This is a genomic window from Actinoplanes sp. NPDC049316 (genome assembly GCF_040677315.1).
Lineage (GTDB): Bacteria > Actinomycetota > Actinomycetes > Mycobacteriales > Micromonosporaceae > Actinoplanes.
Genome location: NZ_JBFAQM010000026.1, coordinates 83,136 through 107,017, shown reverse-complemented (window position 1 = coordinate 107,017; position 23,882 = coordinate 83,136). Strand labels below are relative to the sequence as shown.

Sequence of the window (23,882 nt, the reverse complement as noted above, 5' to 3'; positions counted from 1 at the left end):
GAGTGAACTACATGGTGAGTGAGCCGTCGGCGGCACCGCGTGTGCCTTCCGGCGGCTCACCCGCCGATCAGCGGACGCACATCGGCGCTGCCGCCCGGGCCGGCCGGGCGGCAGCGCTCGACGCGTGGCTGGCCCGGATGTTCCCCAGTCATCTGCCCGGGGTGAGCCTGATCGCCGTGGGCGGGCTGGGCCGGCGGGACTGCGCGCCGTACAGCGACCTTGATCTGGTGCTGCTGCACAACGGCACGGCCGGTATCGACCGGATCGCCTCTGCGCTCTGGTATCCGATCTGGGACGCCCGGCTGGGCCTCGACCACTCGGTGCGGACGCTGCCCGAGGCGCTGTCGGTGGCCCACGACGACGTGAAGGTGGCGCTGGGGCTGCTCGACGCCCGGCACATCGCCGGCGACGCCGCCCTGTCGGCCGAGCTGATCGCCGCGACCGGGGACCAGTGGCGGCGCACCGCCGTACGTCTTCTCCCGCAGTTGAAGGAGATCACCGCGACGCGGTGGGCGACCCACGGCGAGCTCGCGTTCCTGCTGGAGGGCGATCTCAAGGAGGCCGCCGGCGGGCTGCGCGACATGACGATCCTGCGCGGCATCGGCCGGGCCGGGGTTGCCGACACGTTGCGCCCGGCAGTGCGCGCGGCCGACCTGCGCCTGCTGGACACGCGCGACGCCCTGCACCTGGCCGTGGGGCGCCGGGTCGACCGGCTCGTCGCGCAGGAGCGCGGCGCGGTAGCGGAGCTGCTGGAGCTCGACGACGGTGACACATTGCTGCGCCGGGTGGCCGGGGACGCGCGCACGATCGCGCACGCGCTCGACGACGCCTGGCGGGCCGCCGACCGGCTGCGTAGCGGGCGCCGGCGGGGCGTGGCCCCGGGCCGGCCGGTCCGCCGCCCGGTGGCGCGGGACGTGGTCGAGCAGGACGGCGAGCTGGTGCTGGCCCGGACGGCGATCGGGCCCGTCCCGGATCCCACCCTGTCGCTGCGGGTGGCCGCGGCGGCAGCGACCGTACGGCTGCCCATCGCGCGGGCCACCTGTGAATGGCTCGCCGCCTTCTGCCCGCCGCTGCCGACCCCGTGGCCGCCCGCCGCGCGGGCCGCCCTGGTCTCGCTGCTGGGTTCCGGCCCGGGTCTGCTGCCGGCGTGGGAGACGTGTGACCGGTACGGGCTGATCGACGCCTGGCTGCCGGAGTGGGCCCGGATGCGCAGCCTCCCGCAGCATCACCCGGTGCACCGGTTCACGCTGGACCGGCACCTGGTGCAGGCGGCGTACGAGGCCAGCGCGTACGCCCGCGACGTGGAGCGCCCCGACCTGCTGCTGATCGGCGCGTTCCTGCACGACGTGGGCAAGGGGCTGCCCGGCGACCACAGCACCGTGGGCGCCCCCATCGCCGCCGGCATCGCGACCCGGGTCGGCCTGCCGCCCGCCGACGTGGCGACCGTGGAGAAGCTCGTCCGGCTGCACCTGCTGCTGCCCGACGTCGCGACCCGGCGCGACCTGAGCGACCCGGTGACGATCTCCACGGTGGCCGAGGCGGTCGGGGACACCGCGACGCTGGACCTGCTGCACGCGCTGGCCCGTGCCGACTCGCACGCCACCGGCCCGGCCGCCTGGTCGGACTGGAAGGGCCGGCTGATCGCCGAGCTGGTCCGCAGGGTGCACACCGCGCTGGACACGGGCGCGCTGCCGGCGCCCCCCGAGCCCGATCCCGAGTTGCTCGAGGGCGATCTGCCCGCCGTCCATCTGGACGGCGACCGGGTCGCGGTGGCCGCCGCGGACCGCCGCGGCCTGCTCGGCAGCGTGGCCGCCTGCCTGGCCCTGCACCGCCTCGACGTGGTCGCCGCGGACGCGTCCTCGGTGGGCGGACGCGCCATCGTGGAGTTCACGACCCAGCCCCGGTACGGCTCCCCGGCCGACCCGGTGGCGCTCGCCGCGGACCTGCGCCGGGTGGCGGTCGGGGATGTGTCGGTGACGCAGCGGCTGCGCGCTCGGGCCAAGTCCGACCGTGGCGGCGCTGCCCCGCGCGTCGTCTGGCTGCGCGAGGCCGCCACCGACGCGGTCGTGCTGGAGTTGCGCGCCCCCGACTCCTCGGGACTGCTGTTCCGGGTCGCGGCGGCGCTCGACGAGGCCGGCGCAGAGGTGCGCGCCGCGCGGATCTCCACGCTGGGCGGTGACGTGGTGGACGCGTTCTACCTCGTCGGCGCCTGGGCCGACGAGGCGGAACGGACCCGAGTCGAGGCCGCGGTTCTGGCCGTGGTCTGAAAACGTCGTCACCTCAGGCGCGTCGACGGCGTTGCCCTCTATGTCATTGAGGGCGTAACGAAGAGGTCTGTTGCCGCATGGGGGATCCAGCCGGTCTGCTCGACGACTACCTGAGGGTCGCCCGGTACCACGTACAGCGGGCCGTGCCGCCCGTGGCGATCCGGCTGCGCTCGATCGAGATGCGGCAGCTGCTGGCGTACACGGCGCTGCGCGACACCGGGACCACGTACGACCAGCTGCTGACGGCCGCACGCAGCGGCGACGTGGCGTGGCTGCGACGGATCCGCGCCCAGGTGCGCCCGTCCGTGATCGCCGGGCTGGCCCAGACGATCGCGTTGCAGGACATGCTTCCCGGCGACCGCGACGACGCCTTGGCGCTGTACGAGCTGGTCCGCACCGCGCTCGGCGCGAGGGCCGTACCCGGCGCTCATCAGGGCCTGCACGCCCAGCTGACCCTCACGTGGCGGGGCGCTGCGGCGGCGCGCGAGTTGCTGGCGGCGTACCCGGACATCAGCGCGGCCATCCGCACGGACCTGACCATCGACGTCGCGAATCCGTTCGCCGGCGACGCCGGCCTGCCCGTGGCGCCGTGGCTCGCCGCGTTCCAGCGGCTGTTGCCGAAGCCCTTCCCGGCGCTGGAACCCGCGAACGGGCTGCCGCCGTTCGACCGGTTGACGGCCGCCGCCGGGGCCGTGCCCGTCGAGGAGCCGCAGCGGGTCTCGGTGATCGTCACCGCGTTCCACCCCGACGAGGGGCTGATCACCGCGGTCCGGTCGATCCTGGCCCAGTCCTGGCGCAACGTCGAAGTGATCATCGTGGACGACGCCTCGCCGCCGGAGTACGACGAAGTGCTGCAGCGAGCCGTCGCGCTCGGCCCGCGCGTGCGGCTGGTGAAGCAGCCGTACAACCAGGGTACGTACGCCGGCCGCAACGCCGGGCTCGACGCCGCCGAGGGCGAGTTCGTAGCGTTCCAGGACTCCGACGACTGGTCCCACCCGCGCCGCCTGGAGCTGCAGGTGCGCCCGATGCTGGCAGAGGCCCGCTTCGTCGCCACCACCAGCGACGGCCTGGCGGTCACCGAGCAGCTCGTGCTCACCCGCCCGGCGGTACGGCGGGGCCGCTTCAACCCGTCGTCGCTGATGTTCCGGCGCCAGGCGGTGATGGAACGCCTCGGCTACTTCGACAAGGTTCGCAAAGCGGCGGACTCCGAGTACATCGGCCGGATGCGCGCGGTCTTCGGCGAACGGGCGGTGCACCACATCGAGTCCGAGCCACTCGCGCTGATCCGGCTGTCCCAGGGCTCGCTGTCGCGGTCGGAGATCCGGGCGTACTGGATGCATCCGGCGCGGGTCGCGTACTCCTCGGCGTACCAGCTGTGGCACAGCCGCATCGCGGCGCGGGCGGCGAAGCCGTACCTGCCGCGGGAGGGCGGCGAGCGGCCGTTCGCCGCACCCGACCACCTCCGGTACGCCCGCGGCGAGGCCCCGCCCCGGCCCGAGTTCGACGTGGTGATGGCCGGCGACTGGCGATTCCTGCAGGGCCCGCAGGTGTCCGCCATCGAGGAGATGCAGGCGCTCGCCGACCGGGGGCTGCGTGTCGCCGTGCTGCACCTCGAATCGGTACGGCCGTTCGCGCGGCGCCGGCACGCGCTCTGCGGCCCGATCCAAAAGATGATCAATACCGGGCGGATCGGTCAGGTGCTGCCCGGCGACGTCAACGAGGCCGCGCTGCTGATCGTGCGGCACGCCGCGGTCCTGCAGTTCGCGCCCGGCGACGAGTGCCTGCTGCGCCCCCGCCAGGTGCTCGTCGTCGCCGACCAGGCCCCGGTACGCCGCGACGGCCTCGACCATCGCTACGAGCCGCCGGTGGTGACGCGTACCGCCGAGCGGATGTTCGAGGCGCCGGTGCTGTGGTGCCCGCAGGATCCCGAGGTACGGGCGGCGCTGCGCGCGTACGAGCCGGGGATCGAGCCGGCGCCGTGGGACATGCCGACGGTCGTGGGCACCGAGAAGTGGGCGGCGGTCCGCGACGGCGCCACCCGGGACCGGCCCGTGGTCGGCACCGATCTCTGCGACCAGGGGGTGTGGCCGCGCGACGCCCGGGAATCGCTGTCCGTGTACGACGACCTGACCCGGGTGGACGTGCGGCTGCGGTTGCCGGACTGGCCGCGTACGGAGGTCGGGCTGGGCGGGCCCCGCGCACATCTGGTCTACGAGGCCGGGGACCTGAACCTGCGGACGTTCCTGCACCAGCTCGACTTCTACCTGCACTTCCCGCACCCGGAGGCGGTGGAGACCTTCTCCCGGCCGGCCCTGGAGGCGGCCGCGCAGGGCTGCGTCGTGGTGACCCCGGAACGGCACGCGGCCGTCTTCGGCGACGCGGCCGTCTACTGTGCACCCGCCGAGGTGGCCGGGCTCGTCAAGCGCTACACCGCGGACCGGGTGCTCTTCGCCGAGCAGAGCCGCCGCGCCCGGGCCGTCGTGGCCAAGGCCCACCATGCCCAGGCGTACGTGGACCGCATCGCCGGCCTGGTGCACGCGCCGCGCACGGTCGCGCCTATCCAGAGGCTGCCCGAACCTCAGCCGGCATGACCGACCGCACCGAGCCTCGCCCGGCCGGCGGCCGGCGACGGCCGTGACGGCGAGGGCCAGGAGGGCATGCCCTTCAGGCACGGCGTAGTGCGGACAGGGCGTAACGGGCGGCAGCCGCCGCCGTTAGGGAACGTGTCGAAGACGGCGAACAACGGAGGTTCTGCGCAGATGAGTGGCCTGACCAGCGTCGGCGGCCGGCTGGCGGTCCGGCTGCGGAGCCTGACCCGCCCGCAGGCGGTTGTCCTCATGGTGGTGCTGGCGGTCGTCGCCGGCATCTGGGCCGCGGCCGGCACCGGGCATCAGGGCCTCGCCACATCGCTCGTCGCCGTGCTGCTGCTGGGCGTGCTGCTCGGCATCCTGCACCTGTCGCGGTGGATGGGCGGGCTGTACCGGGCCAACCAGGCCGCGAACCGCGACCTGCGCGTGGTCGTCGAGCAGATGCAGCGCCGCGTCGTCGGCGCCGTGGAGAAGGAACGGCTCGCCGCCGGTGACCGGCACCAGGAGCTGACCCGCAGCCTCACCCGCGGGCTGCGGCAGAACGGCCACGGCACGGACCTGCTGCTGCGGGCGCAGAGCCGGGAGATCGAGGCCATGTTCCAGCTGTTCGGCGAGTTCACGCCGCGCGCGCCGATGCCCTCGTCGGGTGACTTCGCGCTCAACCCGACGGAGCTGCTCGAGCTGCTGCACATCGTGCGGCTGCGCCGCCCGCAGCTGGTGGTCGAGCTGGGCAGCGGCACCTCGACGGTGTGGCTGGCGTACGCGCTGGAGAAGTCCGGCGGCCGGCTGGTGTCGCTCGACCACGACGCCGAGTACGCCGCGCGTACCCGTGATCAGCTGGCGGCGCACGGCCTCACCGGCGTGGCCGAGGTGCGCACCGCGCCGCTGAGCGACCTGGTCGTGGACGGCAAGAACTACCGCTGGTACGACGTGGAGAAGCTCGCCGACCTGCGCGGCATCGACCTGCTGCTGATCGACGGCCCGCCGGCGGCCACCGGGCCGGACGCGCGGTACCCGGCGATGCACGCGCTGGCGAGCCGGCTCGCGTCGGTGGCCACGGTGGTGCTCGACGACGCGAACCGCCCCGACGAGCAGGACGCCGTACGCCGCTGGACCGAGACCGTCACCGGCCTCACCGCCGAGCCGCAGCGGCTGGGGCGGCACGCCGTGATGTCGTACTCGCGCAGCGGGGCTGCCGTACCCGCCTGACACACGAAAGACGACCGGCCGGCATGCGGGGGCATGCCGGCCGGTCGCCTTTTTCGGGGGAGGGAAAGGCTTAGCGGGAGCCGAAGTCCTGGGTGTAGTAGGGGGTGCCGTTGGCGGAGTAGACGACGCCGACGGCGAACGTCTTGGCGCCGCAGTCGAGCAGGTTGCGGCGGTGACCCGGCGAACGCATCCACGCGTTGACGACCTCGGCGGCGCTGCGGTAGCCCCACGCGATGTTCTCGCTGCGCGCGGCGGTGTAGCCGGCGGCCCGGGCCCGGGTGATGAACGTGGACCGGCGGGAGCCGGTGTGGCTGAACACGCCCGTGGTGGCCATGTACTTGCTGTGGCCGCGGGCGGCCCAGAGCAGATCGGCGTTCACCCGCAACGCCCGGCAGCCGGCCTTCACGCGCTGCTGGTTCGACAACTTGACGACCTGCGTCTGCAGCGTGGAGGTGGAGACCACGGCGGCGTCGGCCGGAGCCGCGACGGTGATCAGGCCGGCGACGGCCGCGGCGGGGATCAGCGCGAGGGTGGCGAGGCGACGGACCAGGGTCTTCGGCACGGGACAGCCTTTCGGAGAACTCCGCCCCGGCGCTTGTTCGCCAGGTACGCCATTCCCTTCGGAAGTCCTGCGGGGTGCGCTGATGCCCTTTCAGGTGCCTTGGAGTGAGGGGTGAGTTGCTGCCCGGGTGCCTGCCGCGCTCCGGTCACGACAGTGGTCGCCGTACGGTTGCCGTACGGGTGCGAAGAGGCCCGGCGGATGACCGCCGGGCCTCTTCACGCGGGGTTCCCGAGCGTCAGGACGACGCCAGCGCCGCTCCGAACTGCGGGGCCAGGAGCCGGCTGTACGCGGTGGTGACGTGGTGCTGGTCCCGGTAGACCAGGATGTCGCCGACGATCGGCGGGCACGTCGTCGCGGTGCAGAACCACGGCACCGGGTCGATGACCGTCGCGCCCTCCGCCCGGGCCGCCGCGGCGATGAGCTTGCGCCGGGCCGGCTCGGCCAGCGCGCCCTCCCGGCTGCGCCCGCACTCCGCCGGGTGGTCCAGGTGCGCCGACAGGCATTCCGGCGTGGGCCCGTTCTGCCACGGGGTGTCGCTGATGAAGTAGACGTCCGTGCCGGGCGCCGACAGCGCGCGGATCGACCGCTTCCACGCGGCGACCCAGGCGTCGTCCTGCGAGCCGGTCACGCCGAGCAGCTCGTTGTTCGGGTACGTCGAGCCGAGCACCACCTTCGCCGGGTGCAGGGAACGGACGTAGTCCCACGCGTCGTGGCGCCACTGCACGCACTCGGTGAACTGCCGCTTGAGCTGCGGCAGGTAGATCATGCCGTCCGCCGCCGTGCACGCGCTCTTGGTCACCACGACCAGCTTCCAGTGCCGCTGCAGCGAGGCCGCCTCGAGCGCCGGGAACCAGTGTCCCGCGTGGGAGTCGCCGAACAGCACGACCGTGGTGGGGGAGTTCAGGTCGCCGTACGCGCAGGGTTTCTTGACCGTCGCGTCGTCGAAGGCGCCGGAGCAGCCCTCGCTGTAATAGCGCGGCTTGTCCTTCATCGCCTTGTCGAGCGGCGGCGTGAGGTTGGCGGGCACCGCGGGGGCGTCCACGCTCGCGGCGATCTCGGCCGAGAGGTCGACGGGGTCGAACGTCTTCGGATCCAGCGCGGTGGCCCGGTAGTCGCTCGCGCCGCCCAGCTGCGTCGCCGCGGCGGTGATGGCGAAACAGAGCCCGGCCGCCAGCAGCGAGAGCCCCAGACCCACCCCGATGCCACGCCACGGCCGGTTGCGCAGCGCGGCGAGGTGGCGTACGGGGTTCTCCACCAGCGCGTACGTCAGCGCCGCCAGCACCAGGGCGCCGAGCGCCGCCAGGACGTTCTCCCACGTGGCGAGCGGGCGGCCCACCGCGTACGGCGCGATCAGCAGCACCGGCCAGTGCCAGAGGTACCAGGAGTACGACAGCCGCCCGACGGCCTGCAGCGCCGGCAGCCCCAGCACCCCGGCGGGACGGTCGGTGCCACCGGCGATGACCGCGGCGGCCCCGAGCACCGGCAGCAGGGCCGCGTACCCGGGAAACGGCGTCTCGGCGGTGTAGAGCACGGCCGAGACGGCGATGGCGACGAGCCCGGCCGGGACGAACGAGCGCGGCAGTTTCACCGCGCTGACGGCGAGCAGCGCGCCGACGCCCAGCTCCCAGGCGCGGGTGTGCGCCCCGAAGTACGCCCACCCGGCGTTCTGCTGGGTCTGCCACAGCGACAGGGCCAGCGAGCCCACGGTCAGGACGGACAGCACAGTGCCGAGCCGGCGCGCGCGGCCGCTGCGGACGAACAGCAGGATCAGCAGCGGCCACACGAGGTAGAACTGCTCCTCGACCGCCAGCGACCAGAAGTGCTGCAACGGCGACGGTTCCGCGTCGGCGTTGAGGTAGTCGGTGCCGACTGCCGCGAGCCGGTAGTTCATCGCGTACATCGTGGTGTGCAGCGCGTCGGAGAGGATCGCGCTCAGCCGCAGCGGCGGTAGCCACAACGCGGCCGCAGCCACCGTCGCCACCACCACGACCGTCGAGGCGGGCAGCAGACGCAGCGCCCGGCGGGCGTAGAACCGCGGGATGGACACCGTGCCGCTGCCGCGCGCCTCGCGCAGCAGCAGTCCGGTGATGAGGAAGCCGGAGATGACGAAGAAGACGTCGACGCCGACGTAGCCGCCCGAGATCAACGGCAGACCACAGTGGTACGCGACCACGAGGAGCACCGCGACCGCGCGCAGCCCCTCGATGTCGCGGCGGTGCCGGGGTGCTCCGGCCGGCGGGGCCGCCGGCCGGGCGCGTGCCGCGTGCTTGCCGGCGCGGTGCTGAGGAGGCGGAGGCGCGGTGGGCGCGATGCTCATCTCGGTCACAGCCGGTGCGCCTCCCGGCTGGTGGTGACGCCGCGGGTGTCGAAGAAGCGCTTGGCGATGCCCGCGAGGTGGTCGGCGTCGTACTCGCGGTGGTGCTGCACCAGGATCACCAGGTCGGCGGCCGCGGCGGCGCCCTCCAGGTCGTCGGTGCGCGGCACGCTCCACTCGGTGACGTACGGGTCGTGGAAGGTCAGCACGGCGCCCAGCGACGCGAGGTGGCGGGCCAGCGGCGTGGCCGGCGACTCGCGCTGGTCGGCGATGTTCGGCTTGTACGTGACCCCGAGCAGCAGGATCTTCGCGCCGTGCACGGCCACCCCGTCGGCGTTGAGCAGGTTCTGCGCGCGGCGGGCCACGTACGCCGGCATCGTGGCGTTGATCTCCTGGGCCAGCTCCACGAAGCGGAACGGGTAGCCGAGCTTGCTGCGCACGTTGTGGCTCAGGTAGTTCGGGTCGATCGGGATGCAGTGGCCACCCACCCCGGGACCGGGGAAGAAGGCCTGGAAGCCGAACGGCTTGGTGGACGCGGCGTGGATGACGTCCCACAGGTCGATGCCCAGCTCGTGGCAGAACCGGGCCATCTCGTTGACCAGCGCGATGTTCACGTGCCGGTACGTGTTCTCCAGCAGCTTCGCGGTCTCGGCCTCACGGGTGCCGCGCGTGCGCACGACGGTCTGGATGAACCGGCCGTAGAACGCCTCCACCCGGTCGGTGCACGCCGAGGTGTAGCCGCCGACGACCTTCGGGGTGTTGTGCGCGCCGAACCGCTCGTTGCCCGGGTCGATGCGCTCCGGGGAGAACGCCACGTGGAAGTCGACGCCGGCGGTCAGCCCGGACAGCTTCTCCAGCAGGGGGCGCACGACGTCGTCGGTCGTACCCGGGTAGGTCGTGGACTCCAGCACGACCAGCATGCCCGGCCGCAGGTTGCGGCCGACCGCCTCGGTCGCGCCGATGACGGCGCGCAGGTCCGGGCCGTCGCCCTCGGACAGCGGCGTCGGCACGCAGATGACCGCGGTGTCCGCCTCGGCGATGCGGGTCTCGTCGGTGGTGGTGCGGAACCCGCCGGCCACCATCTCGGCCACGTCGGCGTCGGACAGGTCGTCCACGTGCGAGCGGCCGGCGCCGAGCGCCTCGACCACGCCCGCGTTGACGTCGAAGCCGAGCACGGACATGCCGGCCCGGGTGGCCTGCTGCGCCAGCGGCAGCCCCACGTACCCGAGGCCGAGGATGACGACGTCGAAGCTCACGAGAGAGTTCTCCTTTGCAGGGCCCGTCAGGCGACGGGCGAATTGGTGGCGGCCGGGCCACCGGCCGGCTGAGCCGGCACGGCGACCTCCGGCGCCCGCTCGGATGCGAGGGCCGGGCCGCGGTCGACCTGGGTCAGGACCGCGGCCGGCGCGCGGCGCGGGCCGGTCAGCTCGTACGGCGACACGAACGGCAGGTACGCCGGCAGGAACTCGTTGAGCAGCGCCGCCTGCTCGGCCGCGACCGCCGGGTCGGAGTCGGTGTCGTTGAGGCAGAACGCGTCGAGGTCGCGGTGGCGCAGCAGGCCGGCGAGCTTGAACGGGGTCGCCGGGTTGGCCAGGTCGGCGTACGAGTACGCGATCGTCCCCGGCGCCGCCCGCCCGGTCAGGTACGCGTAGTACTGCTGCAACGACGACAGCAGCGCGATGTCGTCGGGGTGGCGGAACTGGTGCGAGGCGGTCGCGTCGACGTACTCGCCGAAGCGCTGCTCGATCTCCGCGATGACGCTGCGCCGCGACGGGTGCGGGGTGTGCATCATCTTGCGGGTCAGCACCCGGCCGAACGCCTCGCGGATGAGCTCCCGGTTGTTCTTGCCGGCCGAGTCCGCCGGCGGGTCGTCGGGGCGCCGCGGCGCGGAGTCGACCTGCGCGTTCGACGGGAAGAAGCGGGTCAGCCCGCCCGGGGTGAAGAAGAGGTCGGGTGCGACCGGCCGGCCCAGGAACACGTCGTCGTTGAGGTAGAGGAAGTGCTCGCTCAGCCCGGGGATGCGATGCAGCCGCGACTCGATCGCCTGCGAGTTGAAGGTCGGCAGCCGGCCGGTGTCGCCGAAGATCTCCCGGTGGCTGACCACCGTGATCCCCGGGTACGCGGCGTCCAGCCAGTCCGGCACCTGGTCGTCGGTGACCAGGTACACGTGGTTCACCCAGGGCGCGAAGCAGTGCAGGGCGCGCAGGGAGTAACGCAGCTCGTCCCGCGAGGTGTAGCGGGCGTCGTTGCAGGCGAGCCGGCTGGCCTCGTCCAGCCACCCGTTCTCCCCGAGGGCGGCGGCCTTGCGGGCCTGCCACTGCGGGTCGCCGCCGTCGACCCAGGTGTACACCACGTCGATCGGGAAGCCGATCCGGTCCGGGCTGGGCAGCGTGAAGATCTCCCGGGTCCGGTACGGGGTCCGGTCGGCGGGCGAGCTGAACGGGCCGAACGCCGGTTCCGGGGCGTCCACCACCGGCTCGTCCAGGGGAATGACGTCGGCGATCGGGTTGTGCCGCGGCCCGGCGAGCACGCCGTCGCGTTCGACCCAGAACTCGATCTCGCACCCCAGGTCGGCGCCGAGCACCAGGCTGCCCTCGGGGTCGGTGACCGGCCAGTACGCCTTGACCACGTCGGCGGCGGCCGGCTTCTTCGCCCGGCGCGGCTTCACGACGTCGAGCAGGCCGTCGGTGGTCGCGGTCAGCTCCCCGAGCAGCCGGACCACGGCGGGCCGGTCGGCGGCGCGTACGGCCACCGCGGTGGTGCGCAACGCCCGGGTGGGGATGCGGAACCAGTCGATGCGGGCCTCGTCCAGCGCGGCGACGACCCGGTCGAGGTTCTGCCGTCGTACGCCCACCGGGCTGGCCGCCGGGTCGCGCTGAGCCGTCACGCGCCCGCGGGCCGTCCGTACGCGCATGGTCGGCGCGTCGCCGCCGCCGTGGGTGAGCTTCGGGGGCGGCGACAGCGGCACGAGCCGCCGTGCCACACCGAGTCGTCGTTCCTCGGCGACCCGGGGCAGCAGCCGGAACTGCACGGAGCGCAGGACTCGGGACCGCACCCCCCAGGGCGCCAGTCGCAGGATCCGCCGTAGGGGCACGAGCTCGTCCTTCCGCCGGATGTCGTTCGGGGCCGAATTCGTCAGCCGCCCGGTTCCTGTGCCTCAACGGCGGGATCTGCCGGTTGGTTGCGGTCGATGTCGGCTTTCCGGACATCTGTGCTATGCCGAGTAACGCCTGATATCAGCGGTATACCGCGGATCTTGGGTGTGGCGCGGGTGAACGGCCGGGACCCACCCCTACGGGGCCGCCCTGATGCGCTCGCTTGCGCGCCGGGCGCATGGTGGACAACGGGCAACCGGAGGAGGACGACATGGGCAAGGCAGTGGCATACCTCGTCGCGATGGTCGCGGGCGTCATCGTCGTGGGCTGGGTCGCGGTGGCGCTCCTGCACGCGCTGGTGGGCGCGCTCTCGTACCTGATCGTGGGGGCGATCGTGGTCGGCGGCGGCGTCTACCTGTACGGCAAGGCGAAGAAGGGACTCGCCCCGGGCACCCGGACGCAGCGGCGGATCGAGGCGGCGGCGAAGACGTACCGGATGCGCAACCGGTGAGCGTTCCGGCGGGCGGCTAGGCTTGCTGGCATCTCCTCCCCACCGACCAACGGGAAGTTGTGCCGTGTTTGACACCTTGAGCGACCGCCTCTCCGGGATCTTCACCAAGCTCCGGGGCAAGGGGCGGCTCACCGACGCCGACATCGACGCCACCGCGCGCGAGATCCGTCTCGCGCTGCTCGAGGCGGACGTCGCGCTGCCGGTGGTCAAGGCGTTCATCGCCAGCCTCAAGGAACGCGCCCGCGGGGCGGAGGTCTCGCAGGCGCTCAACCCCGCCCAGCAGATCATCAAGATCGTTCACGAGGAGCTCATCGGCATCCTCGGCGGCGAGGGCCGGCGGCTGCAGTTCGCCAAGCAGCCGCCGACCGTGATCATGCTGGCCGGCCTGCAGGGTTCCGGTAAGACCACGCTCGCCGGCAAGCTCTCGCGCTGGCTCAAGGGCCAGGGCCACCAGCCGCTGCTGGTCGCGGCCGACCTGCAGCGGCCCAACGCGGTCAACCAGCTCCAGGTCCTCGGCGGCCGGGCCGGCGTCGACGTGTACGCCCCCGAGCCCGGCAACGGCGTCGGCGACCCCGTCCAGGTCGCCAAGGACTCGATCGAGCACGCCCGGCGCGCGGCCAAGGACATCGTCATCGTCGACACCGCCGGCCGCCTCGGCATCGACGCCGAGATGATGCAGCAGGCCCGCGACATCCGCGACGCGGTCGACCCCGACGAGGTCATCTTCGTCATCGACGCGATGGTCGGCCAGGACGCGGTCAGCACGGCCGAGGCCTTCCGCGACGGGGTCGGCATCACCGGCGTCGTCCTGTCGAAGCTCGACGGCGACGCCCGCGGCGGCGCGGCCCTGTCGGTGCGCCACGTCACCGGCGAGCCGATCCTCTTCGCGTCCACGGGCGAGAAGCTCGAGGACTTCGACGTCTTCCACCCCGACCGGATGGCCAGCCGCATCCTCGGCATGGGCGACGTGCTGACCCTCATCGAGCAGGCCGAGCAGGCCTTCGACGAGGATCAGAAGGAGAAGATGACCTCCAAGCTGCTCGGTGGCGAGCAGTTCACCCTGGAGGACTTCCTCGACCAGCTCATCGCGGTGCGCAGGATGGGCCCGATCGCCAACATCCTCGGCATGATGCCGGGCATGGGCCAGATGAAGGACCAGCTGGCCGAGCTCGACGACAAGCACTTCGACCGGGTCACCGCGATCATCCGCTCGATGACCCCCGGCGAGCGCACCAACCCGAAGATCATCAACGGCTCCCGCCGCGCCCGCATCGCCAACGGCTCCGGCGTCACGGTCATGGACGTCAACCAGCTGCTCAACCGCTTCGCCGACGCGCAGAAGATGATGAAGCAGATGGGCGGCATGATGGGCCTGCCCGGCGCCGGCCGGCGCAAGGCCACCAAGAGCCCGAAGAACAAGCGCAAGGGCACCAAGGGCGGCAACCGGCCCCGCGTGGGCGGCGCCGGCATGCCGGCGGGCTTCCCGGGCGGCATGCCGCAGCTCCCGCCGGGCATGGACCCGAACGCCCTGGCGGGCGGGCAGGGCCTGCCGCCGGGCTTCAAGCTGCCGAAGCTCGACTTCAACAAGCTCTCCAACCCCAAGCGCGACGACGACAAGCGCTGATAGTCAGGAGACAACTGGACTCTTGACTAGTATGGTCACGGCATCGTGATGGGAGGATGCCGTGACCACAGCTCTGCACCGCTCGGTGGCCGTCGAGGTGTGCAACGCACTCGCGCGGAACTGTCCGGACGACCTGCTCGTCAGCCTGGACGTCACCATCTCCGCCGGCCCTCGTCGGCACGTCCCCGCGGTCGCGGTGCTCAAGGCCGAGGCCGCCACCGCCTCGCCGGTGCCCGCGCTCGATGTGGTGCTCGTCGCGGAGCTCGCCTCGTCATCGTTTCGCGTCGCGCAGGTCTACGAGCGGGCTCAGCTCTACGCCGCGGCCGCCGTGCCGACGTTCTGGATCGTCGATCCGATGCGCAAGCATGTGACCTTCACCGAGTTCCTGCTCGGCGACGACGGTGATTACCGCTGCGGCATCGAGACCGATGGCACGCTGCGCTTCGATCGGCCGTGGGAGGTGACTCTCGACCTGCGCGCCTGGACCGAGCGCCGCGACCAAGTCCGTGCCCGCGAGCGGGAGTAGCGCGTGATCGGGTAGGACTGACGCATGGCTTTGCATGTGCGGGGCGTCGTTCTGCCCGAGGGTGAGGTCCGGGACCTGTGGCTGGTCGGCGATCGGGTGACGTACGAGCCCGTCGCCGGGGCCGAGACCGTCGCCGCCGAGGGGTGGATCGTGCCCGGTCTCGTGGACGCGCACTGTCACCTCGGCATCCGGTACGGGGCCACGCCGATCGAGAGCGTCGACGAGGCCCGCGAGCTGGCCGCCGAGGACCGGGACGCCGGGGTGCTGGCGTTGCGTGACGCCGGGTCGCCGTACCCGTATCCGCAGCTGGACGACGAGCCGGAGATCCCGCGTCTGGTCCGGGCCGGCCGGCACGTCGCGCCGACCCGGCGGTATCTGCGGGACATCGGCGTCGAGGTGGACGCCGATGACGTGGTCGACACGGTGACCGCGCAGGCGAAGGCCGGGACCGGGTGGGTCAAGATCGTGGGGGACTGGATCGACCGGTCCGTTGGTGACCTGGCGCCGTCGTGGGACGCCGCGACGATGGCCGCGGCCGTGGAGGCCGCGCACGCCGCCGGGGCGCGGGCCGCCGTGCACACTTTCTCCGAGGAGGCGGTCGCGCAGATGGTGCGCGCCGGCGTCGACTCGGTGGAGCACGGCACCGGGTTGTCGGTCGACCTGATCGACGAGATGGCCCGGCGAGGGACCGCGCTGGTCCCGACGATGATCAATATCAGGACCTTCGGCGGCATCGCCGATCAGGCCCGGCCCAAGTTCCCCGGGTACGCCGACCACATGATCGCCCTGCGGGACCGGTTCCCGTCGGTGGTGGCCGCCGCGCACGAGGCCGGCGTCCCGATCTACGTGGGCACCGACGCGGGCGGGGGCATCCGGCACGGCCTCGCGGCCGAGGAGATGCTGCTGCTGCACGAGGCCGGCATCCCCGCCGAGGACGTCCTCGCCGCGGCCTCGTGGCGGGCCCGCGAGTGGCTGGGCTTCCCCGGGCTGGTCGAGGGCGGGCTCGCCGACTTGGTCGTGTACGCCGAGGACCCGCGCGCCGACCTGCGCGTGGTCCGTGAGCCGGAGCGGATCATCCTGAAGGGCCGCGTGGTCCGCTAACCCGGCAGCGCCCAGAGCCGCAGGCCGGTCGTGGTGGCGCAGGCCAGCCGGTCGGCGGTCCGCGCACACGACGCCGGGTTGACCGGGACGGTCCCCAGGGGCCGGACCCGGCCGTCGGTGGCGGAGACCGAGGTGAGCACACCGCCGGGCGGGAGCGTGATCAGCCGGTCCGCGGTCAGCCAACCGGCCGGGGTCGTGTCCCGCCAGATCCGGCGGCCAGCCCCGCCCGCCCCCGTGACAGCCACGACTTCACCGTCCCCACCGACGCCCCGGTCTCTGCGGCGATGTCCGCCACCGAACGATCGAGCAGGTAGTGCAGCGCGAGCGCGCGCCGGTGCGCCGTCGGCAGCGTTCGCATGGCGCGTACGAGCAGGACGGTGTCCTCCGACGGCGGGGCGACGGGAACGGGCGCGGCCGCCGGGTGGGAGCGCCGTACGCCCAGACGCCGCCACCGATCCGTCGACAGCCGGTTCACCACGAGCCGCAGCCATGCCTCCGGGTCCTCGTACGCCGCCAGCCGCCGCCACCGCTGCCACGCCCGCGCGTACGCCTCCTGCACGAGGTCCTGTGCCTCACCCGGGTCGCCGGTGAGGCCGTACGCGTACCGCAGCAGGCGCCGCGACGTGTCCCGGTAGAACGCGTCGAACGCGTCCGCCCGTTCTCGACTCATGAACACCGCCTCTCATCCACAGACACGGGATGCCCGCCCGGGTGGTTGCGGGAGGCGCGGCTAGGATGCTGCCTCATGGCTCGCGTGCTCACTCCCCGTGCGGAGGACTTCCCCCGCTGGTACCAGGACCTCATCGCCAAGGCGCAGATGGCCGACAACGGCCCGGTGCGCGGCACGATGGTCATCCGACCGGCGGCGTACGCGATCTGGGAGCGCATGCAGGCCGAGATGGACGCCCGGATCAAGGAAGCCGAGGCGCAGAACGCGTACTTCCCGCTGTTCATCCCGGAGAGCTACCTGAGCCGTGAGGCGCAGCACGTCGAGGGCTTCTCGCCGGAGCTCGCGGTGGTCACCCACGCCGGCGGCAAGGAGCTGGCCGAGCCGATCGTGGTGCGCCCCACCAGCGAGACGATCTTCGGCGAGTTCATGGCCAAGTGGATCGACTCGTACCGCGACCTTCCGCTGCTGCTGAACCAGTGGGCCAACGTCGTGCGCTGGGAGCTGCGGCCGCGCACGTTCCTGCGCACCACCGAATTCCTCTGGCAGGAGGGGCACACCGCGCACGCCACCGAGCAGGACGCCCGCGACTACGCGCGCCGGATCCTGCACTCGGTCTACGAGGACTTCATGGTCAACCTGCTCGCCATCCCCGTGGTCCCGGGCCGCAAGACCAAGGGCGAGCGCTTCGCCGGCGCCACCAACACCATGACCCTCGAGGCCATGATGGGCGACGGCAAGGCCCTGCAGATGGGCACCTCGCACGAGCTCGGGCAGAACTTCGCCAAGGCGTTCGACATCACGTACACGTCGCAGGCCGGCACGGTCGAGCACGCCTGGACCACCTCGTGGGGCAGCACCACCCGCATGATCGGCGGGCTGATCATGGTGCACGGCGACGACAGCGGGCTGCGGCTGCCGCCCCGGCTGGCGCCGGTGCAGGCCCAGGTCATGGTGGTCAAGGCCGGTGAGGGCGTCACCGAGGCGGCGGCCAAGCTGCGTGACGAGCTCAAGGCCGCGGGCGTACGGGTGAAGCTCGACGACCGCGCCGACGTGCCGTTCGGGCGCCGGGCGGTCGACGCCGAGCTGCAGGGCATCCCGGTGCGCATCGAGGTGGGTCCCCGCGACCTGGCCGCCGGCAACGCGGTGGTGGCCCGGCGCGTCGACGGCACGAAGACCCCCGTCGCGCTCGGCGAGGTCGTGAGCCTGGTGACCCGCGCGCTCGAGGAGGACCAGCAGCGGCTGTTCGACGCCGCGCTGGCGCACCGCGAGGAGCGCACGGTCGACGTCAAGACGCTGGGCGACGCCATCGAGGCCGCGCAGACCGGCTGGGCCCGGGTGCCGTGGTCCGCGGTCGGCACCGACGGCGAGGCCGAGGCGAACGGCAAGGCGGTCACCGTCCGCTGCCTCATCCGCCCCGACGGCTCCGTGCCGGAGTCGGACGAAGAGCCGGACGTCGTCGCGATCATGGCGCGCGCGTACTGATGTTCGCCCCGGGCCGCACGGTCCTCTATCGCAACATCGACGGGCCGCGGTTGGCGTCCGTACGCCCCTGCCGGGTGATCTCCGACGACGAGCGCGGGCTACTGCTCTGGCTGGCCCGCGGCTCGGCCGTGGTCGTCGAGGAGGCGACCGACGGCCGCGGCATCCGCGACATGCCGTTCGCCGAGTGGATCGGGCTCGACTACCGCGTGGTCCCGGCCACCTGGCAGGGCCCCGGCCTGCTCAAGTTCATCCCGCCGGACGCCGACCACTCGGTCTGGTTCTTCCGCGACGCCGGCGGCCGCTTCAGCAACTGGTACGTCAACCTGGAGGAGCGCGCCCTGCGCTGGGACGACGGCCACGTCGCCGGCGTGGACGTCATCGACCAGGACCTCGACATCGTGGTACGCCCGGACCGCACCTGGGAGTGGAAGGACGAGGACGAGTTCACCGAGCGCCTCGCCTTCCCGGAGCACTACTGGGTCCGCGACGAGGCCGCCGTACGCGCCGAGGGCCGGCGGGTGGTCAAACGGATCGAGGCGGGGGAGTTCCCCTTCGACGGCACCTGGACCGACTTCCAGCCGGACCCGTCGTGGCCGGTCCCCGCGGCGGTGCCGCCGGGCTGGGACCGCCCACCGATTCCTCGCCCCTGACAACGGGGCAGCGGCGCGCCGCCGGGATCCGTACGCTGCCCCGGTGACTTGGGACCCGATGCCCCGGCCGCCGCGCCGCACCGCCTCCTGGCTCGCCCTCCTGCCGTTGGTGGCCGGCGGTGCGTACGCGTACCACGCCGGCCGCGGCCTCGCCGACGCCCGCTATCCCGCGCTCGCCGCCGACGTCTGCCCCGCGGTGGACGTCCAGCCGGTCCTGGCGGTGCTGAAGGGCCCGATCGAGCCGCCCACGTCAGCGGACCCAGCCCTGGGCGACCGGTCCGGCGAGGGCACGGATCACCGGTGCCGCTTCTCCGTCACCCGGGCGGACGGCGTCACGCCACGCGCCGAGGGAGTGGTCACGATCACGCATTACCCCTACGCGCCCGTCGCGCAGGTCTACCACGCCGTGCACCGCGACAACGCCGGCGGCTCGATCTACGAGAAGGGTGACGTGCACGACCTCGCCGGCGTCGGCGAGGAGGCGTTCACTCTTCAGCAGAGCGGCGACTTCCCGAGCTACCGGATCGGTGCTCGCGACTCCAACCTGCTCATCGACGTGGAGCTGGTCGTCTCCCCGGACGAGCCCGAGATGCCCGCGGACGTGGCGTTCCGGACGCTGTCGGAGGCGCTCAGCAGCTCGCTGCGGCGGTTGCGCTGAGCGCTTCCGGCCCGATTGGGAGCGAGCGCCGGTCGTCTGGCAGAATGGCTTGCTGGTATCCGGCACGCGTGAGGCGCCCTCTAACCCTGATCGCGTCGCCAGTCCACGAGACATCGGTCCCGCATCCCCACGTGGGTTCCGTCGGCTCACCCACGTAATCATCAGGAGCGAAACAACCGTGGCCGTAAAGATCCGGCTCCTGCGGATGGGCAAGATCCGCAACCCGCAGTACCGCATCGTCGTCGCGGACTCGCGCACCAAGCGCGACGGCCGTGCCATCGAGTACGTGGGCATCTACCAGCCCAAGCATGACCCGTCGGTCATCGAGGTCAAGAGCGAGCGCGTGCAGTACTGGCTCTCGGTCGGCGCGCAGCCGAGCGAGGCCGTGCAGCGCATCCTCGAGAAGACCGGCGACTGGCAGCAGTTCAAGGGCCTGCCGGCCCCGCCGCCGCTGCTCGTCGCGCCGGAGAAGGCCAACCGCCAGGCCGCGTACGAGGCCGAGGCCAAGGCCGCCGCCGGTGTCGCCGACACCCCGGCCAAGCCGGCCAAGAAGGCCGCCAAGGTCGCCGCCGCGCCCGAGGCCGCCGAGGCCAAGCCGGCCCAGACCAAGGCCGCCGACCCGGCCGAGCCCAACCGCGAGGCCGTCGCCGAGACCGCAGAGGACCCGGCCGGTGCCGGCGCCGACGCGAGCTGACGGGGCGCTCCGGCCCGCGCTGGAGCACCTCGTCAAGGGCATCGTCGACAACCCGGACGACGTCCGGGTGCGACTGGTCGACTCGCGCCGCGGCAAGCGGCTCGAGGTCCGCGTGCACCCCGAGGACCTGGGAACGGTCATCGGGCGTGGCGGGCGGACGGCCAAGGCGCTGCGTCAGGTCATCGGGTCGATCGGTGGGCGCGGCATCCGCGTCGACATCGTCGACGCGTACTGAGGCGTACGTCGCACGATGTTGCTGGTAGTCGGTCAGATCGGTAAGCCCCATGGCATCCGTGGGGAGGTTCTGGTGACCGTCCGGACCGATGAACCAGAGGCGAGATTCTTCGCCGGGGCGGTGTTCGCCACCGAGGTCCCACGGGACCGCAGGGTGAGCACCGGCCCGGCGCCCGCCGCCGGCGTCCCCTACCGGGTGCCGGACAAGCTGACCCTGGAGTCGCTGCGCTGGCACCAGGGCCGGGTCATCGCCCAGTTCGAGGGCGTGCACGACCGTAACGTCGCCGAGGCGCTTCGCGGAGTGTTCCTGCAGGTCGACAGCGCTGATGTCCCGCCTCCGGACGATCCGGACGAGTTCCACGACCACCAGCTCGTCGGGCTGTCCGTGGTCGGCCTCGACGGCGCCGAGCTGGGCACGGTCGACCGCATCGACCACGCGCCCGCCTCCGACCTGATCGTGCTGAAGAAGGCCGCGGGCGGCACCGCGCTCATCCCGTTCGTCAGCTCGATCGTGCCGACCGTCGATCTGGCCGCCGGCCGCGTCGTCGTCGACCTGCCCGAGGGCCTGCTCGACCTGTAGGTAGGGTTCCCGCCGTGCGCGTCGACGTCATCTCCATCTTCCCGGAATACTTCTCGCCGCTGGACCTGTCGCTGATCGGCAAGGCGCGTGGCTCCGGGGTCCTCGACCTGTCCGTGCACGATCTGCGGACGTGGACCTCGGACGTGCATCGCACCGTCGACGACACCCCGTACGGTGGCGGCCCCGGCATGGTCATGCGCCCCGAGCCGTGGGGCCAGGCGCTCGACGCGGTCGCCTCGGAGTCCGCGACGCTCGTCGTGCCGTCCCCGGTCGGCAAGCCGTTCACCCAGGCGGACGCCGCCGCCCTCGCTGCGCTGCCTCATGTGATCTTCGCGTGCGGCCGCTACGAGGGCATCGACCAGCGGGTCATCGACGACGCCGCGACCCGGATGCCGGTCCGCGAGATCTCCCTCGGCGACTACGTCCTGTTCGGCGGCGAGGTGGCGGTCATCGTCATCCTGGAGGCGGTCACGCGCCTGCTGCCCGGGGTGCTGGGCAACGCCGAGTCGCTGACCGAGGAGTCGCACGCCGCCGGCTTGCTGGAGGCGCCGGTCTACACCAAGCCCGCGTCCTGGCGGGGGATGGACGTGCCGGAGGTGCTGCGGTCCGGGGACCACGGCCGGATCGCGCGGTGGCGCCGGTCGCAGTCGTTGCTGCGTACGGCCTCCCGGCGGCCCGACCTGTTCGAGGTCTACCCCGTGGAGAAGCTCGACAAGAAGGACCGGGCGGCGCTCGACGAGGCCGGATTTCGGATCCCGGGGCCGGGTGTGGCAAAGTAGGGAGGTTGCCGTTCGTCGCCACGCCGTGGTGGACGGACGAGGATCTTCCGGTCGTCCCGCGGGATCGTCGTGGAAGATCAGAATCACCCATTCGCGCATCGAACTCCCGGTGCGCATTGAGTAGCACAAGGATGCAGCGATGAACACGCTGGACGCTCTCGACGCCCAGTCGCAGCGCACCGACATTCCCGACTTCCGCGCCGGCGACACGCTCAAGGTCCACGCCCGGGTCGTGGAGGGCAACCGCTCCCGCGTCCAGGTCTTCCAGGGCGTCGTGATCAGCCGCCAGGGCGGCGGCCTGCGGGAGACCTTCAAGGTCCGCAAGATCAGCTTCGGCGTCGGCGTGGAGCGCACCTACCCGATCAACAGCCCGGCGATCGACCGCATCGAGGTCGTGACCCGCGGTGACGTGCGCCGCGCGAAGCTGTACTACCTCCGCGAGCTCCGCGGCAAGAAGGCCAAGATCAAGGAGCTCCGCGAGAAGCAGACCGTCAGCTGAACCCCGTGCCGGTCCGAGCCGTATTCACTCGGACTGACGTTTGCTGCGCGGGCGAACTACGCTTGCGCCAGTGACGGATGGGATCAGCGCCGGCACGGCGATCGCCGCGCTGGTAGGCCATTCGCACTACCGCCCGACAGCGCCCGGAGAGGGCCCGGCCGGGCGGTAGTGCTGTATCCGGGGCGGGTCGCCCGGACGGCGGCGGGAGAGACGTAGCGTGGAACCGATGCAGGGGTACCGGGGCTCCTCCTCCGGGCGGCGCCGCGGACGGGTGATCCGGCGCAAGGAGATGCCGCTGTGGCAGGAGCTTCCGCTGCTGCTGGTGGTGGCGTTCTGCCTGGCCGTGCTCATCCGCACCTTCCTGGTCCAGGCGTTCTTCATCCCCTCCGGCTCGATGGAGAACACGCTGCTCGTCGGCGACCGGGTGCTGGTCAACAAGGTCGTCTACGACATGCGCGACCCCATCCGCGGCGAGATCGTGGTGTTCCGCGGCACCGACAACTGGGCGCCCGAGCAGCCCAGTCAGCCCATCAGCAACACCTTCGGCGCGAAGCTCGGGCGGACGATCGGCGACCTCGTCGGTGTCAGCCGCCCGGGTGAACGCGACTTCATCAAGCGGGTCATCGGGCTCCCCGGCGACAAGGTGGCCTGCTGCGACGACAAGGGCCGCATCACCGTCAACGGCGAGCCGATCGACGAGCCGTACGTCGAGGAGAATTCCCCCCTCGACCAGCCGCCGAACCCGCGACAGTGCAGCAGCCGGCGCTTCGCCGAGGTGACGGTGCCCGAAGGTGAGATGTTTGTCATGGGCGACCACCGGCTCGTCTCCCAGGACGCGCGGTGTCAGGGGCCGGTGCCGATCGACAACGTGATCGGGCGGGCGTTCGTCGTCGTCTGGCCCACCAGCCGCTTCACCAGCCTCACTGTTCCCGACAACTGGAAGGCGTACGCCGCCGCGCACCCGGTGGGGGCCGGTCCGCTGGGCGCCGAACCGGCCCGCGGGCCCGATCCGGTTACCACGGCGGCAATGCTGCCGTTCCTCGTAAGTGTCGGCGTATCCGCGCGTTCCGGACTGTGGTTACGGCCGCGGCGACGTAGGCTCCGTTCGTGATTGACGAGCAGACCGGCGAGAAGCGCCGTGGGTCCTTCTGGCGCGAGCTGCCCATCCTGCTGGGCGTGGCGATCCTCGTCGCCTTCCTGGTGCGCGCCTTCGTCCTGCAGACGTTCTACATCCCGTCGCCGTCGATGGAGCACACGCTCAACATCTGGGACCGGGTGCTGGTCAACAAGCTCGTGTACGACTTCCGTGAGCCCCGCCGCGGCGAGATCATCGTCTTCAAGGCGCCCACCGACTGGCAGAGCGGCACCGAGGGCGAGGACTTCATCAAGCGCATCATCGGCGTCGGCGGCGACCACCTGGTCTGCTGCGACGCCCAGCAGCGCCTGATGGTCAACGGTCACTCGCTCGACGAGCCGTACATCTACAAGGACGAGCAGGGCAACCAGGACCCGGCCGCGGACGAGCCGTTCGACATCACCGTGCCGGCCGGCCGGCTCTGGGTGATGGGCGACCACCGCTCCGCCTCCGGCGACTCCCTGGAGCACTGGGAACAGAGCGAGAACATCCAAGAGGCCACGATCAAGGCCGACTCGGTGGTCGGTCGCGCCTTCACCATCTTCTGGCCGGTCAGCCGCGCCACCTGGTTGCCGGTGCCCGACCAGTTCGACGCCATCCCGGACGCGGCGCCCGCCAAGTAGCCCTGCTCGCGGCCGTCGGCGTTCGCGGCCGGCGTCGCTCTTCGCCTGCGCCGCTCTCCGCCGGCGGGCCCGGACCCGGGC

General features: G+C 72.3%; 23 protein-coding genes. 17 read left to right on the top strand and 6 right to left on the bottom strand.

All coding sequences use genetic code 11. From position 1 onward, the window contains the following. Positions 1–11: 11 nt before the first annotated feature. The 3 genes from AB0K03_RS30865 (at position 12) to AB0K03_RS30855 (ending at position 6,064) form a co-directional block, all read left to right on the top strand. A complete protein-coding gene (locus AB0K03_RS30865) occupies positions 12–2,267 on the top strand; it encodes a [protein-PII] uridylyltransferase (RefSeq protein ID WP_364691989.1) in 2,256 nt (751 codons plus the stop codon). Positions 2,268–2,344: 77 nt separating this feature from the next. Next, complete coding sequence (locus tag AB0K03_RS30860; RefSeq protein WP_364691986.1) at positions 2,345–4,858, top strand: glycosyltransferase; 2,514 nt, start codon at positions 2,345–2,347, stop codon at positions 4,856–4,858. Positions 4,859–5,026: 168 nt separating this feature from the next. Continuing rightward, positions 5,027–6,064 carry a class I SAM-dependent methyltransferase gene (locus tag AB0K03_RS30855; protein WP_364691983.1) on the top strand — a complete coding sequence of 346 codons (1,038 nt, stop codon included), beginning with the start codon at positions 5,027–5,029 and terminating at the stop codon, positions 6,062–6,064. Between the two features lie 70 nt (positions 6,065–6,134). Here the strand turns inward: AB0K03_RS30855 and AB0K03_RS30850 are convergent, their stop codons facing one another. From AB0K03_RS30850 to AB0K03_RS30835, 4 genes are all read right to left on the bottom strand, one after another. Then, positions 6,135–6,626: a CAP domain-containing protein gene (locus tag AB0K03_RS30850; protein ID WP_364691980.1), complete on the bottom strand. Its 492-nt coding sequence runs from the start codon at positions 6,624–6,626 to the stop codon at positions 6,135–6,137. Between the two features lie 235 nt (positions 6,627–6,861). Next, the gene (locus AB0K03_RS30845) at positions 6,862–8,943 is read right to left on the bottom strand and encodes an acyltransferase family protein (protein ID WP_364692065.1); all 2,082 of its coding nucleotides are present in this window, start codon (positions 8,941–8,943) and stop codon (positions 6,862–6,864) included. 5 nt (positions 8,944–8,948) lie between these two features. Then, on the bottom strand, positions 8,949–10,196 hold the full coding sequence (locus AB0K03_RS30840) for a nucleotide sugar dehydrogenase (protein ID WP_364691977.1): 1,248 nt from the start codon (positions 10,194–10,196) through the stop codon (positions 8,949–8,951). Positions 10,197–10,222: 26 nt separating this feature from the next. Further along, on the bottom strand, positions 10,223–12,034 hold the full coding sequence (locus AB0K03_RS30835) for a stealth family protein (RefSeq protein ID WP_364691974.1): 1,812 nt from the start codon (positions 12,032–12,034) through the stop codon (positions 10,223–10,225). Between the two features lie 272 nt (positions 12,035–12,306). Between AB0K03_RS30835 and AB0K03_RS30830 the strand changes: the two genes are divergently transcribed. The 4 genes from AB0K03_RS30830 (at position 12,307) to AB0K03_RS30815 (ending at position 15,797) form a co-directional block, all read left to right on the top strand. After that, on the top strand, positions 12,307–12,546 hold the full coding sequence (locus AB0K03_RS30830; RefSeq protein WP_364691972.1) for a hypothetical protein: 240 nt from the start codon (positions 12,307–12,309) through the stop codon (positions 12,544–12,546). Between the two features lie 64 nt (positions 12,547–12,610). After that, positions 12,611–14,170 (top strand): signal recognition particle protein, encoded by a 1,560-nt coding sequence (gene ffh / locus AB0K03_RS30825; RefSeq protein WP_364691970.1) that lies wholly within the window; start codon positions 12,611–12,613, stop codon positions 14,168–14,170. 61 nt (positions 14,171–14,231) lie between these two features. Next, a complete protein-coding gene (locus tag AB0K03_RS30820) occupies positions 14,232–14,696 on the top strand; it encodes a Uma2 family endonuclease (RefSeq protein ID WP_364691967.1) in 465 nt (154 codons plus the stop codon). 24 nt (positions 14,697–14,720) lie between these two features. Further along, positions 14,721–15,797: an amidohydrolase family protein gene (locus AB0K03_RS30815; RefSeq protein ID WP_364691964.1), complete on the top strand. Its 1,077-nt coding sequence runs from the start codon at positions 14,721–14,723 to the stop codon at positions 15,795–15,797. Here AB0K03_RS30815 and AB0K03_RS30810 read toward each other — a convergent pair. Both AB0K03_RS30810 and AB0K03_RS30805 read right to left on the bottom strand, forming a co-directional pair. Next, entirely contained in the window at positions 15,794–15,937 is a 144-nt protein-coding gene (locus AB0K03_RS30810; protein WP_364691961.1) for a hypothetical protein, read from the bottom strand. The two genes, AB0K03_RS30815 and AB0K03_RS30810, sit on opposite strands and share 4 nt — an antisense overlap. Positions 15,938–15,972: 35 nt before the next feature. Beyond that, a complete protein-coding gene (locus AB0K03_RS30805) occupies positions 15,973–16,467 on the bottom strand; it encodes a SigE family RNA polymerase sigma factor (RefSeq protein ID WP_364691958.1) in 495 nt (164 codons plus the stop codon). 75 nt (positions 16,468–16,542) lie between these two features. Between AB0K03_RS30805 and proS the strand changes: the two genes are divergently transcribed. The 10 genes from proS to lepB (AB0K03_RS30755) all read left to right on the top strand — a co-directional run bounded on the left by proS (position 16,543) and on the right by lepB (AB0K03_RS30755) (position 23,801). After that, on the top strand, positions 16,543–17,949 hold the full coding sequence (gene proS, locus AB0K03_RS30800; RefSeq protein WP_364691956.1) for a proline--tRNA ligase: 1,407 nt from the start codon (positions 16,543–16,545) through the stop codon (positions 17,947–17,949). Further along, a complete protein-coding gene (locus tag AB0K03_RS30795) occupies positions 17,946–18,599 on the top strand; it encodes a DUF402 domain-containing protein (protein ID WP_364692062.1) in 654 nt (217 codons plus the stop codon). The genes proS and AB0K03_RS30795 overlap by 4 nt, the downstream gene beginning before the upstream one ends. Before the next feature lie 43 nt (positions 18,600–18,642). Then, positions 18,643–19,257 (top strand): hypothetical protein, encoded by a 615-nt coding sequence (locus AB0K03_RS30790; RefSeq protein WP_364691953.1) that lies wholly within the window; start codon positions 18,643–18,645, stop codon positions 19,255–19,257. A 178-nt stretch (positions 19,258–19,435) separates the two neighbouring features. Then, positions 19,436–19,951, top strand: coding sequence for a 30S ribosomal protein S16 (gene rpsP / locus AB0K03_RS30785; RefSeq protein WP_364691950.1), 516 nt, complete (start codon positions 19,436–19,438; stop codon positions 19,949–19,951). Next, a complete protein-coding gene (locus AB0K03_RS30780; RefSeq protein ID WP_014447131.1) occupies positions 19,929–20,186 on the top strand; it encodes an RNA-binding protein in 258 nt (85 codons plus the stop codon). The genes rpsP and AB0K03_RS30780 overlap by 23 nt, the downstream gene beginning before the upstream one ends. Before the next feature lie 18 nt (positions 20,187–20,204). Further along, positions 20,205–20,765, top strand: coding sequence for a ribosome maturation factor RimM (gene rimM, locus AB0K03_RS30775; RefSeq protein WP_364692059.1), 561 nt, complete (start codon positions 20,205–20,207; stop codon positions 20,763–20,765). A 14-nt stretch (positions 20,766–20,779) separates the two neighbouring features. Next, positions 20,780–21,544, top strand: coding sequence for a tRNA (guanosine(37)-N1)-methyltransferase TrmD (gene trmD / locus AB0K03_RS30770; protein WP_364691948.1), 765 nt, complete (start codon positions 20,780–20,782; stop codon positions 21,542–21,544). Positions 21,545–21,683: 139 nt separating this feature from the next. Next, a complete protein-coding gene (gene rplS, locus AB0K03_RS30765) occupies positions 21,684–22,043 on the top strand; it encodes a 50S ribosomal protein L19 (protein ID WP_364691946.1) in 360 nt (119 codons plus the stop codon). Positions 22,044–22,269: 226 nt separating this feature from the next. Then, positions 22,270–23,154 (top strand): signal peptidase I, encoded by an 885-nt coding sequence (lepB, locus tag AB0K03_RS30760; RefSeq protein WP_364691943.1) that lies wholly within the window; start codon positions 22,270–22,272, stop codon positions 23,152–23,154. Then, positions 23,151–23,801, top strand: coding sequence for a signal peptidase I (lepB, locus tag AB0K03_RS30755; RefSeq protein ID WP_364691940.1), 651 nt, complete (start codon positions 23,151–23,153; stop codon positions 23,799–23,801). The genes lepB (AB0K03_RS30760) and lepB (AB0K03_RS30755) overlap by 4 nt, the downstream gene beginning before the upstream one ends. Positions 23,802–23,882: the final 81 nt, after the last annotated feature.

Bases quoted from the DNA above. Each gene is read 5' to 3' on its own strand.
- AB0K03_RS30865 (WP_364691989.1), top strand. From the start codon at position 12: ATGGTGAGTGAGCCGTCGGCGGCACCGCGTGTGCCTTCCGGCGGCTCA.
- AB0K03_RS30860 (WP_364691986.1), top strand. From the start codon at position 2,345: ATGGGGGATCCAGCCGGTCTGCTCGACGACTACCTGAGGGTCGCCCGG.
- AB0K03_RS30855 (WP_364691983.1), top strand. From the start codon at position 5,027: ATGAGTGGCCTGACCAGCGTCGGCGGCCGGCTGGCGGTCCGGCTGCGG.
- AB0K03_RS30845 (WP_364692065.1), bottom strand. From the start codon at position 8,943: ATGAGCATCGCGCCCACCGCGCCTCCGCCTCCTCAGCACCGCGCCGGC.
- AB0K03_RS30830 (WP_364691972.1), top strand. From the start codon at position 12,307: ATGGGCAAGGCAGTGGCATACCTCGTCGCGATGGTCGCGGGCGTCATC.
- AB0K03_RS30815 (WP_364691964.1), top strand. From the start codon at position 14,721: ATGGCTTTGCATGTGCGGGGCGTCGTTCTGCCCGAGGGTGAGGTCCGG.
- AB0K03_RS30805 (WP_364691958.1), bottom strand. From the start codon at position 16,467: ATGAGTCGAGAACGGGCGGACGCGTTCGACGCGTTCTACCGGGACACG.
- proS (WP_364691956.1), top strand. From the start codon at position 16,543: ATGGCTCGCGTGCTCACTCCCCGTGCGGAGGACTTCCCCCGCTGGTAC.
- rplS (WP_364691946.1), top strand. From the start codon at position 21,684: ATGAACACGCTGGACGCTCTCGACGCCCAGTCGCAGCGCACCGACATT.
- lepB (WP_364691943.1), top strand. From the start codon at position 22,270: ATGCAGGGGTACCGGGGCTCCTCCTCCGGGCGGCGCCGCGGACGGGTG.